A 14,985-nucleotide genomic window follows, 5' to 3' on the forward strand; every position below is an offset into this window, starting at 1 on the left:
ATCAGTCCGCGATTTCAGGAGGAGCCTGGCGTGGCGCGGGGGCCGACAGCGAGGTGATCTTGATCAGCAGGGCCAGGTGGCCGTTGTCGAGGTAGTTGAGCTGGCCGTTCTTGGTGTGGCTTTCCTGTTTCAGGCGTTCGCTGGCGGTCACCAGGCCGTTGCCGTCGATCTGGTTGACCCAGAATGCCGCATCCACATCGGTGAAGCGCCCGAGCTTCAGGGTCAGGGTGCCCTCGATCGGGAACTGGCCGAACTGTTCCTGGCCTTCGCTGACGGCGACTTTTACCGGCGTATCGTCCAGCGGTTGCTGCCAGGCCTTGTGCATCAGCACGCTGTAGTCGCCGCTGGCGGTGAGCTTCTCGACCACGCTGCCCAGCGCCGGGCTGCGCTGGCTATCGGCGCCCAGGCGTTGCGCGCCGGCGGCCCAGTCTTCGGGGGCGGGGCGACCGACGATGGCAGGCACTGCATTCTGCCGCATCAGGATCATCTCGACCTGATACGTGTCGGCAAACGCCGAGGGGGCGACCAGGGTCAGGAGCAAGGTCAGTGAGCGAAACAGGCGCATGGGGCGTCCTTCAAGCAGTTTTCGGGGCGAGGCGCTCGAACAGCGCCTCCAATGTATTGAAGCGTTCTTCCGGACGCTCCATCGGCACTATGAATTTGAACAGCGTAGCGCCTTCGAACTTGTAGCGATTGGGTTGGCCCTGGATGAGTTTGATCAGCGCCAGCGGGTCCACCGGAGTATCGGCGGCGAACTCGATGCGGCCGCCCTGCGGGCCGCCGTCGACCTTCTTGATGCCCAGTTGCTCGGCCTGCAGTTTCAGCAGGGTCAGGCGCACCAGGTTCTTGGTCGGTTCCGGCAGCAGGCCGAAGCGGTCGATCATCTCCACTTGCAGGTCTTTCAGGCCGTCCTCGTCGGTGGCCGAGGCGATGCGCTTGTACAGGATCAGCCGCGCATGCACATCCGGCAGGTAGTCTTCGGGAATCAGCGCCGGCAGGCGCAGGTTGATTTCCGGGCCGCCGCCCAACGGTTGGTCGAGGTTCGGCTGCTCGCCCTTGCGGATGGCTTTCACCGCGCGCTCGAGCATTTCCATGTACAGGGTGAAACCCACTGCCTGGATCTGGCCGCTCTGGCCGTCGCCCAGCAGCTCGCCGGCGCCGCGGATCTCCAGGTCGTTGGTGGCGAGCACGAAGCCGGCCCCGAGGTCCTGGGTGTTGGCGATCGCTTCCAGGCGCTTTTCCGCGTCCGGGGTGATCTGCTGGCGCGGTGGTGTCAGCAGGTAGGCGTAGGCCTGGTGGTGGCTGCGCCCGACCCGCCCGCGCAACTGGTGCAATTGGGCCAGGCCGAACTTGTCGGCGCGCTCGATGATGATGGTGTTGGCGCTCGGCACGTCGATGCCGGTCTCGATGATGGTCGAGGCGATCAGCACGTTGAAGCGCTTGTGGTAGAAGTCGCTCATCACCTGTTCGAGTTCGCGTTCGCGCATTTGCCCGTGGCCGATGCCGATGCGGGCCTCGGGCACCAGCTCGGCCAGGTCCGCGGCGCATTTCTCGATGGTCTTCACGTCGTTGTGCAGGTAGTAGACCTGGCCGCCGCGCAGCAGCTCGCGCAGCAGCGCCTCTTTGACCGTGCTCTTGTTCTGCTCCATGACGAAGGTGCGTACCGACAGGCGTCGGGCCGGCGGCGTGGCGATGATCGACAGGTCGCGCATGCCCGAGACCGCCATGTTCAGTGTGCGCGGAATCGGCGTGGCGGTCAGGGTCAGGATATCGACTTCGCTGCGCAGCGCCTTGAGCTGTTCTTTCTGGCGCACGCCGAAACGGTGTTCCTCGTCGATGATCACCAGCCCCAGGTTCTTGATCTTCACATCGTCCTGCAGCAGCTTGTGGGTGCCGATGACGATGTCGATCTTGCCTTCGGCCAGCTCGGCCACCGCGGCATTCACTTCTTTGGCCGACTTGAAGCGGCTCATCACTTCCACGGTCACCGGCCAGTCGGCGAAGCGGTCGCGGAAGCTGTTGTAGTGCTGCTGGGCGAGCAGGGTGGTGGGCACCAGGATCGCCACTTGCTTGCCGCCGTGCACGGCGATGAACGCTGCGCGCATGGCCACTTCGGTCTTGCCGAAACCGACGTCGCCGCAGACCAGCCGGTCCATCGGCTTGGCCGCGAGCATGTCCTCGCGCACCGCTTCGATGGTGGTCTGCTGGTCGGGGGTTTCCTCGAACGGGAAGCCGGCGCTGAAGGTGGCGTAGTCGGCTTTCGGGTCGGCGAAGGCATAACCTTCGCGGGCGGCGCGGCGGGCGTAGATGTCCAGCAGCTCGGCGGCGACATCGCGTACCTGTTCGGCGGCCTTGCGCTTGGCTTTCTGCCAGGTTTCCGAGCCCAGGCGATGCAGCGGGGCGAGGGCGTCGTCGCTGCCGGTGTAGCGGGCGATCAGGTGCAGGTTGGCCACCGGCACATAGAGCTTGGCGCCTTCGGCGTATTCGAGGGTGAGGAACTCGGCGGCCTGGTTGTCGATCTCCAGCGTCGCCAGGCCCAGGTAGCGGCCCACGCCGTGATCGATATGCACCACCGGCGCGCCTTCGCGCAGCTCGGTAAGGTTCTTGATCACCGCGTCGTTGTTGGCGTCGGCGCGTTTCTCCCGGCGCCGGCGCTGCATCACGCGCTGGCCGAACAGCGGGCTTTCGGCCACCAGAGCCAGGGCCGGATCGTCCAGTCGCAAGCCTTCGTCCAGCGGCGCGATGGTGATTGCCAGTCGCTCCTTGCCGGCAACGAAGTCCGGCCAACTGTCGACCGTCTTCGGACGCAGCTTCAGGCGTTCGAGCAACTCCAGCAGCACCTCGCGGCGCCCGGCGGACTCGGCGGTGAACAGCACGCGGCCGGAGAACTCGTCGAGGAAGTTCGCCAGGGCCGCCAGCGGCTGATTGGCCTTGGCTTCGATGGCCAGGTTGGGCAGGGCTTGCGCCGGGAAGCGCTCGCGCCCGCCGCCGGCCTCGATGTCCTGCTGGCTGGCGACCACCCGCGGCCAGTTTTTCAGGCGGGCGAAGCAGTCTTCCACCGGCAGGAACAACTCGGCGGGCGGCAATAAAGGCCGGGACGGATCGACGCGGCGCTCTTCGTAACGGTTGCGCACGTCGTTCCAGAAGTTCTCGGCCGCCTGCTCGATGCCTGGCAGGGAAAACACCTGGGTGTCCTGGGGCAGGTAATCGAACAGGGTCGAGGTTTCCTCGAAGAACAGCGGCAAGTAGTACTCGATGCCGGCCGGGGTGATTCCGCTGCTCAGGTCCTGGAAGATCGGGCAGCGGCGGAAATCGACGTCGAAGCGCTCGCGAAAGCGTGCTTTGAAGCGGGTGACGGCTTCTTTCTGCAGCGGGAATTCCTTCGCCGGCAACAGGCGTACCGAATCGACCTTGTCGATGGAGCGCTGGTTTTCCGGGTCGAAGGTGCGCAGGGTCTCGATTTCATCGTCGAACAGGTCGATGCGATACGGCAGCTTGCTGCCCATCGGGAACAGGTCGATCAAGGCACCGCGCACGGCGAACTCGCCATGTTCGTAGACCGTGTCGACGCAGCGATAGCCGCTGGCTTCCAGGCGCGTGCGGGTCTGTTCGACATCGAGCTTCTGGCCGATGTCCAGCACCAGGCTGCTGCCCAGCAGGAACTTGGTCGGCGCCAGGCGGTGCAGGGCGGTGGTGATCGGTACCACCAGCACGCCGTGCTCCAGTTCCGGCAACCGGTACAGGCTGGCAATGCGCTGGGAGATGATGTCCTGGTGCGGCGAGAACAGGTCGTAGGGCAGGGTTTCCCAGTCCGGGAAATGCAGCACGGGCAAATCCGGGGCGAAGAAACCCAGCTCCTGCTCCAGCCGTTCGGCGCTTTGGCTGTCGGCGGTCAGCAGCAGGGTGAAGCGCTTGGCGGCGCTGGCAGCCTCGGCAATGGCCAGGCTGAGGGCGGCACCGGGCAGGTTGCCCCAGTGTTGTTTGCCGGCGGCGGCAGGGAGTTGCGGTAGACGCAGAACGGGCACGGAAGGTTGAGCTCCAGCGTTGCGACAAAGTCGGTAATTGTAGCGGCCCCGTGCACCGGCTGTCAGTTGCTGATGTGTCTAATACGCGGCGATGGGAAATGTAGTGGCTATGATAAAAAAATCGGCTTTCTGGCGGGAAATGTAGTGCCGGATCAGGGCAGTGTTACGGAGGGTTACAGACAACGCGCTATTCCCATTCAAAAAGTAGGTTCTCTGAAAGCCGCGTGTTTACTGGGCTGGAGCGGGGCGCGATTTTTTCGGAAGGGCTTTTGTTACGTTCTGCGCGACAGGCGCGCATTGCTACGCAGGGGACTCGGCGGCATAATGTAGCCCCTTTTTTCAGCCCCTACATGTGGAAGGTTCCCGTGACTCAGAAGCCCGACCAGTGTCTTGGTGAATGGATCGACCGTGAAGCGCTCGCAGAAGCGATGATTCCGCTTATCGGTCAGCTCTACCGCAATAACAATGTGGTGAGTTCGATCTATGGCCGCAGCCTGATCAACCAGTCTGTCATCGCGATTCTCAAAGCTCATCGCTTTGCTCGCCATCGTTCTGCTGACGATAGCGAACTCTCCGTCCACGAAACATTCCCGCTGCTTAAAGCCATGAGCGAGCTCAAGCTCGGCGCGGCCTCGGTAGATCTGGGCAAGCTGGCCTTCAAATTCCGTAACGAAGGCAATGGCCGCACTGCCGAGCAGTTCGTCCGTGAAGAAATGGCTGACGTGGTTGGCCAGCAAAACGCTTCGGCTCGCAAAGGCACTGACGTGGTGTTGTACGGCTTCGGTCGTATCGGCCGTCTGCTGGCGCGCATCCTGATCGAGAAAACCGGTGGCGGCGACGGTCTGCGCCTGCGTGCCATCGTCGTGCGCAAAGGCGCCGAAAACGACCTGACCAAGCGCGCCAGCCTGCTGCGTCGCGATTCGGTTCACGGTTCGTTCAACGGCACCATCACCATCGACGAAGAAAACAACACCATCACCGCCAACGGCAACCTGATCCAGGTGATCTACGCGAAGAACCCGACCGAGGTGGATTACACCCAGTACGGCATCAAAGACGCGTTGCTGGTGGATAACACCGGTGTATGGCGTGACGCTGATGGCCTGGGTCAACACTTGGCGTGCCCGGGTATCGACCGCGTTGTCCTGACCGCGCCAGGCAAGGGCAAGCTGAAGAACATCGTTCACGGCATCAACCACAGTGAAATCAGCGCTGACGACAAGATCGTGTCCGCCGCTTCCTGCACCACCAACGCCATCGTGCCGGTGCTGAAAGCAGTGAACGACAAGTTCGGTATCATCAACGGCCACGTCGAAACCGTTCACTCGTACACCAACGACCAGAACCTGATCGACAACTTCCACAAGGGCGATCGCCGTGGTCGTAGCGCCGCGCTGAACATGGTGATCACCGAGACCGGTGCTGCTACCGCTGCTGCCAAGGCGCTGCCTGAGCTGGCTGGCAAGTTGACCGGTAACGCGATCCGCGTTCCGACGCCGAACGTGTCGATGGCCATTCTCAACCTGAACCTTGAGAAAGCCGCTACCCGTGAAGAGATGAACGAGTACCTGCGCTACATGGCGCTGCACTCCGATCTGCACAAGCAGATCGACTTCGTCAATTCGCAGGAAGTGGTGTCCACTGACTTCGTTGGCTCGCGCCACGCAGGCGTTGTCGATGCTGAAGCGACCATCGTTCAGGACAACCGCGTTGTTCTGTACGTCTGGTACGACAACGAGTTCGGTTACAGCTGCCAGGTGGTTCGCGTGATGGAAGACATGGCTGGGGTCAACCCGCCAGCATTCCCGCGCTAAGCCTTAGCCGCCCATGAAAACGCCCCGACTTGTCGGGGCGTTTTTGTTTGTGCGGCGGCAACGATTCCATCGCGAGCAAGCTCGCTCCTACAAGGGCTGATTCGCCTTCTATAGGAGTGAGCTTGCTCGCGATAGCATTCTGTCAGGCGCCTCCAGCTACGGCTGCTTGCGCGGTGCGCAGTTGATGTTTGTTGCCGCGGAACAGCACCAGGGTCGCGATCAGGCCCAGGATTGCCGCGCCGCTGAGCCAGATGCCCGGTGCCGCCTTGTTGTCCAGCACATGGATCAGGTAGGTACAGGCTGCCGGGGTGAAACCGCCGAAGGTCGCGGTCGCCAGGCTGTAGGCCAGGGAGAAACCGGTGGTGCGGACTTCGATCGGCATGATTTCAGTCAGGGCCACCACCATGGCACCGTTGTACGAGCCATAGAGGAAGGACAGCCACAACTCGACGATCAGCAGATGGCTGAAGCTCGGGTTGGCCACCAGCCAGGATAGCGCCGGGTAGGCGGTCAGGATCGCCAGGGTCGTCGCCGCCAGCAGCAGCGGCTTGCGCCCGATCTTGTCCGAAACGGCGCCCATCACTGGTAGCCAGAAGAAGTTCGACAGGCCGATGCACACGGTGACCAGCAGGGCGTCGAGGTCCGACAGGTGCAGCTCGGCCTTGCCGAAGGTCGGGGTGTAGGCGGTGATCAGGTAGAAGGACACGGTGGTCATCACCACCAGCGCCATGCCGGCAAGGACGATACCGAAGTTCTGGCCGATGGAACGGATGATTTCCTGAAGGGTAGGGCGGTGCTTGCGCGCCTGGAATTCCGGGGTTTCCTCCAGCGAGCGACGGATCATGAAGATCGCCGGGACGATCATGCAGCCCACCAGGAAGGGTACGCGCCAGCCCCAGTCGCCCATCTGTTCCGGGCTCAGCCAGTGGTTCAGGCCGACGCCCAGCAAGCCGGCGAAGACCACGGCGGCCTGCTGGCTTGCCGATTGCCAGCTGACGAAGAAGCCCTTGCGGCCTGGGGTGGAGATTTCCGCCAGGTAGACCGAGACGCCGCCCAGCTCGACGCCGGCGGAAAAGCCTTGCAGCAAGCGACCGAGCAGCACCAGCAGCGGCGCGGCGACCCCGAGGGTGGCATAACCCGGGACGCAGGCGATCAGCACGGTGCCGGCGGCCATCAGGGCCAGGGTGATGATCAGGCCTTGGCGACGGCCGTGGCGGTCGATATAGGCGCCGAGAAAAATCGCCCCCAGGGGACGCATCAGGAAGCCGGCGCCGAAGGTCGCCAGTGACAGCATCAGGGAGGCGAAGGCGCTGTCGGCAGGAAAGAAGGTCTTGGCGATGGCCGTGGCGTAGAAGCCGTAGACCATGAAATCGAACATCTCCAGAAAGTTGCCGCTGACAACGCGAAAGATCGCTTTGCCTTTGCCCGTGGTCGTGGACATTTTATTCACTCGCTCTGGCTAATTTTGGTAGCAATCCCTGGTCGTTATCCATCCTGGCTGCACATCAGGCAGTTTGTAACAATATGTGTATGATTCCGTCGAGGCAACAAAAACTCTTAGCGTGCTTGCTAAATGAGTGGCGAGCTTGAGGTTTATCGCGAGCAAGCTCGCTCCTGCAGGAAAAGCGCATTCCTTTGTAGGCGCGGGCTTGCTCGCGATGGCGTCGGTTCGGTTTGCACCCTACAAGGGATCGTTACCGCATAATGGCGCGCCCTGGATCAGCACTCGCTGATGAGGAATATCGAGTCTCGGGAGGCGATTGCTGTGCTGGGTAAAAGGTGGAGGCATCTGACGGGAGCTATCGCTGTGGCGCTGGCTTTGGCCGGTTGTGGCAATGGCGATTCGCTGGAAAGCTTCGGCGGCCCCACCATGGGCAGCACCTATTCGGTCAAGTACGTGCGGCATCCTGGCCTTGCCGCGCGGAACGACGTACAGGTCGAGGTCGAGCGGATCCTCGCCGAGATCGATCGGCAGATGTCGACCTACCGCAGCGATTCGGACATCGAGCGCTTTAACGATCTGCCTGCCGATAGCTGCCAGGCGATGCCAGCGCCGATTTTGCACCTGATCGGGGTTGGCCAGCAGCTGTCGCAACGCAGCCAGGGCTCCTTCGACCTGACGGTCGAGCCGTTGCTCGATCTCTGGGGCTTCGGTCCGCAGGGGCGCGGGGAAGCAGTGCCCAGCGACGCGGCGCTGGCGCAGGCGCGGCAGCGAGTCGGCTATACCCACCTGCGTATCGACGGCGACAGGTTGTGCAAGGACGCCGCGGTCGAGGTCGACTTCAACAGCATTGCCGCCGGTTACGCGGTGGACCGGATTGCCGCTAGGCTCGAGGAAATGGGCATCGACAATTACCTGGCCGAAGCCACCGGCGAGCTCAAGGCGGTGGGCAGGAAGCCCGACGGTACGCCGTGGCGCATTGCCCTGGAGGAGCCGCGGGACGATCGGCAGGTGGCCGAGCGGGTGATCGCCATCGACGGCTACGGGGTCTCGACCTCCGGCGACTATCGCAACTATTTCCAGCGCGACGGACAGCGTTATTCCCACACCTTCGATGCTCGCACCGGCAAACCGGTCGAGCATGGGCTGGCCTCGGTCACGGTGATTCATCCGGCGGCCTTGATGGCCGATGGCCTATCGACCCTGCTGCTGATTCTCGGCCCTGAGCGCGGTTGGGATTACGCAGAAAAACACGATATCGCCGCATTTTTTGTGATTCGTGCCGATACAGGCTTCGTCACACGCAGCAATCGCGCGTTCGATCGCCTGTTTGCCGGGCAAAAGCAGTAATCTTGCGCGGTGCCGCGGCGCCTTGTCGCAGGCAAAGGTAGCCTCTGACGCGACCAAGGGTTAATGTGCGCGGCGTTGACGCTTCTATAGACTGTGCCCGGGTTCGTAACCGAGCCAAATTGACCCTTCATGCCGCTGGCCGCGACATGATTTAGCCGTAGGCGCCACACCGGGTGCCACGGCCCGTTCTGAGGAGTACGCATGGCTGTCTACAACTACGACGTAGTGGTGCTGGGTTCAGGCCCCGCTGGAGAAGGTGCGGCAATGAACGCCGCGAAAGCAGGACGCAAGGTCGCGATGGTCGATAGCCGTCGCCAGGTCGGCGGCAACTGCACCCACCTGGGCACCATCCCGTCCAAGGCCTTGCGTCACTCGGTCCGGCAGATCATGCAGTTCAACACCAACCCGATGTTCCGGGCCATCGGCGAGCCGCGCTGGTTCTCCTTCCCCGATGTGCTCAAGAGCGCGGAAAAGGTCATCTCCAAGCAGGTGGCTTCGCGTACCGGCTACTACGCCCGCAACCGGGTCGATGTGTTCTTCGGCACCGGCAGCTTCGCCGACGAGCAGACCGTCGAGGTGGTCTGCGCCAACGGCGTGGTCGAGAAACTGGTGGCCAAGCACATCATCATCGCCACCGGCTCGCGCCCGTATCGCCCGGCCGATATCGATTTCCACCACCCGCGTATCTACGATAGCGACACCATCCTCAGCCTCGGCCACACCCCGCGCAAACTCATCGTTTACGGCGCCGGGGTGATCGGTTGTGAATACGCTTCGATCTTCAGCGGCCTTGGGGTGTTGGTCGAGCTGGTGGACAACCGCGGCCAGTTGCTCAGCTTCCTGGACTCCGAGATTTCCCAGGCACTGAGCTACCACTTCAGCAACAACAACATCACCGTGCGCCACAACGAGGAATACGACCGCGTCGAAGGCCTCGACAACGGCGTGATCCTGCACCTCAAGTCGGGCAAGAAGATCAAGGCCGACGCCTTGCTCTGGTGCAACGGCCGGACCGGCAATACCGACCGCCTGGGCATGGAGAACATCGGGGTCAAGGTCAACAGCCGCGGCCAGATCGAAGTGGACGAGAGCTACCGCACCTGCGTACCGAACATCTACGGCGCGGGCGATGTGATCGGCTGGCCGAGCCTGGCCAGCGCCGCCCACGACCAGGGCCGTTCGGCCGCCGGTAGCATCGTCGACAACGGCAGCTGGCGTTTCGTCAACGACGTGCCGACCGGGATCTACACCATTCCGGAGATCAGTTCGATCGGCAAGAACGAGCAGGAGCTGACCCAGGCCAAGGTGCCGTATGAAGTGGGCAAGGCGTTCTTCAAGAGCATGGCCCGCGCGCAGATCGCCGGCGAGCCGCAAGGCATGCTGAAGATCCTGTTCCACCGCGAGACCCTGGAAGTCCTCGGCGTGCATTGCTTCGGCTACCAGGCGTCGGAGATCGTCCATATCGGCCAGGCGATCATGAACCAGCCGGGCGAACTCAATACCCTGAAGTACTTCGTCAACACCACGTTCAACTACCCGACCATGGCCGAAGCCTATCGGGTCGCCGCTTACGACGGCCTCAACCGGCTTTTTTGAGCGACTCCGGCCGGTGGCCTGAGCCGGCCGGGGAGACCGATTTCAGTAATTCTCGAGCGTGGCGCTGGCCAAACCGGGAAAGTCTGTAATCAGGCTGTCTACGCCGAAGTCGGCGAGCCTGCGCATCAGCGCGGGCTCGTTGACTGTCCACACCGACACATGCAAGCCCTGGCGCTGCGCCCGTTGCAGCCGCTCGGGGGTGCAGAGTGTCCAGTTCAACGCCAGTATCTCGCAGCCGTAGCTTTGCGCGACCTTCAATGGGTCGAGCCAGGCGTATTCGGCAACCAGCCCGCGCGACAGATCCGGGGTCAGCTCGACCGCCGCCTTGAGCACTTCCCGTGAGCTGGAGGTGACGGTGACCTTGTCCAGCAGGCCGAAACGCTGCGCCATCTCGCGAATCGCCAGCACGGTGGTGGCGGCACGGGTACGCGAGGCGCTCTTGACCTCCAACTGCCAGTGCTCGAAGTCGCATTGCTCGAACAGTTCTTCCAGGCGCGGGATCGGGCAGGGCTTGATCCAGCCCGGGCCGCCTTTGCGGGCGTCGTAGGTCACCAGTTCCGCGGCGTTGTGTTCGACCACCTTGCCACGGCGGTCGGTGGTGCGTTTGAGCGTCGGGTCATGGATCACCATCAGCTCGCCGTCCATGGACAGGTGCAGGTCCAGTTCGCAACGGCGCACGCCGTGCTTGAGGCACTGCTGGAAGCTGCTCAGGGTGTTTTCCGGTGCTTCGCCTTTAGCGCCGCGGTGGCCATAAATCAGGGTCACGATTGCTCCTTGACGGAAATTTTCCACTAGATGATCGGTGCTGTGCGATGAGGCCGCAGGTCAGTCGGCCACCGGGTCGTTCTGCTCTCGGGCCTGACGACGTTCCAGGGCCTGCTTCTGCAGGATATAGCGCGCCAGCAACTGGCGTTGGGCATCGGTCAGTGATTCGAACTCGGTGCCGATTTCGAAGGTGCCGAAACTGCGGGTTTCGCAGTGCGTGACCTTGGCACGCAACAGCAGGCCGAGGGCCTGGGGCATCAGCAGCAGCTTGACGGCCAGATGGGTGCCGGCGGGGTAGGACAGGTGATGCTCGAACTCGATGCCGCCCTCGGAGAGCGTGACTCGCTGCGGTTCGCCGAATTTGCCGAGTACGGTCTGTGCCACCACCTGGCCGAGCAGGTCGATGCGCTTGTTCAGGGTCTTGAGGTAGTTGGCCAGGGTCCGGTCGCGCTCGCTGACCTGGCGCAGCAGGTGCTGCGATTCGAATTCGCTCAGGTGCAGTTCACTGAGCAGATTGAACAGCGGCGACGCATCCTGCAACACATCTTTGCCCGCCGCGTCATGGGCGGACAGGGGGCTAATTTCCAGTGCGATCGTGTCCTCGATACGGTAGTATTCGCGGCGATCTTCTTCATCTAATGTCGACATGGCGAACCCATGGTAGCGGCGGTGGTCTGAGTGTAAAGCTGCTTACCAGGACCCGCCACAAGGACGTCTTCTTTTCCTCCGAACAAGCCCCGACATGTTCAGACCTCTCTTCGTATTTATTGGCACGCGTTATACCCGTGCAAAGCGTCGCAATCATTTCGTGTCGTTCATTTCCCTGACCTCGATGATCGGACTCGCCCTGGGCGTGGTCGTGATGATCGTCGTGCTGTCGGTGATGAACGGCTTCGACCATGAGATGCGGACCCGCGTGCTGGGCATGGTGCCCCACGCGACCATCGAATCCGGCGAGCCGATCGGCGATTGGCAAAGCCTGGCCGACAAGGTCAAGCAGAACCCCAAGGTGCTGGCGGTGGCGCCGTTCACCCAGATGCAGGGGCTGCTGACCAACAACGGCCAGGTGCAGAAAGTCCTGCTCAACGCCATCGATCCGGTCAAGGAGCGCCAAGTCTCGATCATCGATAACTTCATGAAACAGGGCAAGCTGGACGATCTGGCGCCGGGCAGTTTCGGTATCGTGATCGGCGACAAGGCGGCGAACAAACTGGGCGTCGGCCTTGGCGACAAGCTGACCTTCGTCGCCCCCGAGGTCACGGTGACCCCGGCCGGCATGTTCCCGCGCATGAAGCGTTTTACCGTGGTCGGCATCTTCCATGTCGGCGCCGGCGAACTGGACGGCTACCTGGGCCTGACCAACCTTGACGACCTGGGTCGCCTGCACCGCTGGAAGCCGGATCAGGTGCAGGGCTTGCGCCTGAAGTTCGACGACCTGTTCCAGGCGCCGCGCACCGCCTGGGAAATCGCCCAGCAGTTGGGCGAGAACCAGTATTACGCCCGTGACTGGACCCGTACCCACGGCAACCTGTACCAGGCCATCCGCATGGAAAAAGCCATGATCGGCCTGCTGTTGCTGCTGATCGTCGCCGTAGCTGCGTTCAATATCATCTCCACCCTGGTGATGGTGGTGAACGACAAGAAAGGCGATATCGCCATCCTGCGGACCCTCGGCGCGACGCCGGCCACCATCATGGCGACCTTCATGGTCCAGGGCACGGTGATCGGGGTGATCGGGACCTTGATCGGCGCCGTGGTCGGGATGTTCGCGGCGTTGAACGTGAGCGCGGCGATTTCCGCCCTCGAAGGCCTGATCGGGCACAAATTCCTCAATGCCGACGTGTACTTCATCGACTACCTGCCCTCGCAACTGATGGCCGAGGATGTGTTGATGGTCTGCGGCGCGGCACTGGTCCTGAGTTTCCTCGCCACCCTGTATCCAGCCTGGCGTGCCGCGCGCACCCAGCCTGCGGAGGCGCTACGTTATGAGTGAGTTGGGCATGAGCGAAAAAGCAATTCTGAGCTGCCGCGACCTGGGCAAGTCCTATGAGGAAGGCCCGGAGTCGGTGGTGGTGTTGTCCGGCCTGCAACTGGAGCTGCACCCGGGTGAACGCGTGGCGATCGTCGGCACCTCCGGTTCGGGTAAAAGTACCTTGCTCAACCTGTTGGGCGGCCTCGATACGCCGACCAAGGGCAGCGTCTGGCTCGACGGCGAGGAGCTTTCCGCGTTGAGCGAGAAAGGCCGCGGCCTGTTGCGCAACCGCTCCCTGGGCTTCGTTTACCAGTTCCATCATCTGCTGCCGGAATTCACGGCGCTGGAAAACGTCTGCATGCCGCTGTTGATCGGCAAGACCGCGATCCCGGAAGCCCGCCAGCGGGCCACGGCGCTGCTCGAGCGGGTAGGCCTGGCGCATCGTCTGGAGCACAAGCCGGCCGAACTGTCCGGCGGTGAGCGCCAGCGTGTGGCCATCGCCCGTGCCCTGGTCAACAAACCCGGGCTGGTGATGCTCGACGAGCCGACCGGCAACCTCGACTCCCACACCGCGCAAGGCATCCAGGACCTGATGCTGGAACTCAGCACGTCGATGCGTACCGCGTTCCTGGTGGTGACCCACGACATGAACCTGGCCCGCCAGATGGACCGCGTCCTGCACTTGCAGGAAGGTTGCCTGACGCCCATTTGATCGGCAGCAGCCCGATGCCTGAGGCAGGCGTCGGGTCTTTTATTTTTATACGGTGCCCCAGCGAATGTTCAGACCGTTATCGATCTTTATCGGCACGCGCTACACCCGCGCCAAGCGCCGCAATCGCTTTGTTTCCTTCATCTCCATGACCTCGATGATCGGTCTCGCCCTGGGCGTGCTGGCGATGATCGTGGTGTTGTCGGTGATGAACGGTTTCCAGCGCGAAATGAGCTCGCGCATTCTCGGCATGGTGCCCCACGCCACCATCGTCGGCGTTAAGCCGATCGACGACTGGCAGCCGGTGGCCGCCGCCGCGATGAAAAATCCCGAGGTGACGGCCGCGGTGCCGTTCACCGAGATGGAAGGCATGCTGTCTTACAAGGGAGCGATGCAGCCGATCCAGATCAGCGGCATCGACCCGGCCCAGGAGGGCAAGGTCTCCATCGTTGCCCAGCACATTGTCCAAGGGCGGCTGGATGCGTTGAAGCCGGGCGAGTTCGGGGTGGTGATCGGCGAGATCACGGCACGGCGCTTCCGTCTGAATGTCGGCGACAAGCTGACGCTGATCGTGCCGGAAATCAGTTCGGCGCCGGGCGGCATCACCCCGCGCATGCAGCGTTTGAACGTGGTCGGCGTGTTCAAGGTCGGGGCCGAGCTGGACGGTTCCATGGGCCTGATCCATGTGGCCGATGCCGCCGAGATGCAGCATTGGCAGCCGAACCAGGTGCAGAGCGTGCGCCTGGCGGTCAAGGATCTGTACGCGGCGCCCAAGGTTGCCAGCGACATCGCCGCCAGCCTGGGCGCGGACTTCAAGGCCGATGACTGGACTCATACCCAGGGCAGCCTGTTCAGCGCGATGAAGATGGAAAAGACCATGATCGGCCTGTTGCTGCTGATGATCGTCGCCGTGGCGGCGTTCAACATCATTGCCACGCTGATCATGGTGGTGAACGACAAGGGTGCGGACATCGCGATCCTGCGCACCATCGGCGCCACGCCGCGGCAGATCATGGCGATCTTCATGGTCCAGGGTACGGTGATCGGTATCGTCGGCACCTTGATCGGCGGCGTACTGGGCGTGATCGCGGCGCTGAACGTCAGTGCGCTGGTGGGTTGGCTGGAGCGGGTCAGCGGGCAGCATATCTTCAGTTCCGACGTGTATTTCGTCAGCAACCTGCCGTCCGAGTTGCAGGGCGGCGACGTGGCCCTGATCTGCACCGCGGGGTTTGTCCTGAGTTTCCTGGCGACCCTGTATCCGGCCTGGCGCGCAGCCAAGGTCGAGCCGGCGACGGCGTTGCGCTACTCGTAAT

11 protein-coding genes are annotated in these 14,985 nt (G+C 62.7%); 6 read left to right on the forward strand and 5 right to left on the reverse strand.

Annotated elements, in window-relative coordinates; translation table 11 throughout:
• Position 1: 1 nt before the first annotated feature.
• The gene (locus BTN82_RS09340) at positions 2 to 565 is read right to left on the reverse strand and encodes a CsiV family protein (protein WP_075118845.1); all 564 of its coding nucleotides are present in this window, start codon (positions 563 to 565) and stop codon (positions 2 to 4) included.
• Between the two features lie 10 nt (positions 566 to 575).
• Positions 576 to 4,025 (reverse strand): transcription-repair coupling factor, encoded by a 3,450-nt coding sequence (mfd, locus tag BTN82_RS09345; RefSeq protein ID WP_075118846.1) that lies wholly within the window; start codon positions 4,023 to 4,025, stop codon positions 576 to 578.
• A 350-nt stretch (positions 4,026 to 4,375) separates the two neighbouring features.
• Here mfd and BTN82_RS09350 point away from each other — a divergent pair, with 350 nt between their 5' ends.
• Positions 4,376 to 5,839, forward strand: a complete 1,464-nt coding sequence (locus BTN82_RS09350) for a glyceraldehyde-3-phosphate dehydrogenase (protein ID WP_075118847.1) — start codon at positions 4,376 to 4,378, stop codon at positions 5,837 to 5,839.
• 142 nt (positions 5,840 to 5,981) lie between these two features.
• On the opposite strand, the gene BTN82_RS09355 is transcribed toward BTN82_RS09350, so the two are convergent.
• Positions 5,982 to 7,280 (reverse strand): MFS transporter, encoded by a 1,299-nt coding sequence (locus BTN82_RS09355; RefSeq protein WP_075118848.1) that lies wholly within the window; start codon positions 7,278 to 7,280, stop codon positions 5,982 to 5,984.
• Positions 7,281 to 7,652: 372 nt separating this feature from the next.
• Between BTN82_RS09355 and BTN82_RS09360 the strand changes: the two genes are divergently transcribed.
• Together BTN82_RS09360 and sthA are read left to right on the forward strand one after the other, a co-directional pair.
• Positions 7,653 to 8,630, forward strand: coding sequence for an FAD:protein FMN transferase (locus BTN82_RS09360; protein WP_075118972.1), 978 nt, complete (start codon positions 7,653 to 7,655; stop codon positions 8,628 to 8,630).
• Between the two features lie 201 nt (positions 8,631 to 8,831).
• Positions 8,832 to 10,226: a Si-specific NAD(P)(+) transhydrogenase gene (gene sthA / locus BTN82_RS09365; protein ID WP_075118849.1), complete on the forward strand. Its 1,395-nt coding sequence runs from the start codon at positions 8,832 to 8,834 to the stop codon at positions 10,224 to 10,226.
• Between the two features lie 42 nt (positions 10,227 to 10,268).
• On the opposite strand, the gene BTN82_RS09370 is transcribed toward sthA, so the two are convergent.
• Both BTN82_RS09370 and BTN82_RS09375 read right to left on the reverse strand, forming a co-directional pair.
• Positions 10,269 to 10,991, reverse strand: coding sequence for a glycerophosphodiester phosphodiesterase (locus BTN82_RS09370; protein WP_075118850.1), 723 nt, complete (start codon positions 10,989 to 10,991; stop codon positions 10,269 to 10,271).
• 60 nt (positions 10,992 to 11,051) lie between these two features.
• Positions 11,052 to 11,639, reverse strand: a complete 588-nt coding sequence (locus tag BTN82_RS09375; protein WP_075118851.1) for a PilZ domain-containing protein — start codon at positions 11,637 to 11,639, stop codon at positions 11,052 to 11,054.
• A gap of 94 nt (positions 11,640 to 11,733) precedes the next feature.
• Here BTN82_RS09375 and BTN82_RS09380 point away from each other — a divergent pair, with 94 nt between their 5' ends.
• The 3 genes from BTN82_RS09380 to BTN82_RS09390 all read left to right on the forward strand — a co-directional run bounded on the left by BTN82_RS09380 (position 11,734) and on the right by BTN82_RS09390 (position 14,984).
• Positions 11,734 to 12,984 (forward strand): lipoprotein-releasing ABC transporter permease subunit, encoded by a 1,251-nt coding sequence (locus tag BTN82_RS09380; protein ID WP_075118852.1) that lies wholly within the window; start codon positions 11,734 to 11,736, stop codon positions 12,982 to 12,984.
• 7 nt (positions 12,985 to 12,991) lie between these two features.
• A complete protein-coding gene (gene lolD / locus BTN82_RS09385) occupies positions 12,992 to 13,675 on the forward strand; it encodes a lipoprotein-releasing ABC transporter ATP-binding protein LolD (protein ID WP_164485193.1) in 684 nt (227 codons plus the stop codon).
• Between the two features lie 64 nt (positions 13,676 to 13,739).
• Positions 13,740 to 14,984, forward strand: a complete 1,245-nt coding sequence (locus BTN82_RS09390; protein ID WP_075118853.1) for a lipoprotein-releasing ABC transporter permease subunit — start codon at positions 13,740 to 13,742, stop codon at positions 14,982 to 14,984.
• Position 14,985: the final 1 nt, after the last annotated feature.

This window comes from Pseudomonas chlororaphis (assembly GCF_001921865.1).
GTDB classification, from domain to species: Bacteria; Pseudomonadota; Gammaproteobacteria; order Pseudomonadales; family Pseudomonadaceae; genus Aquipseudomonas; species Aquipseudomonas chlororaphis_D.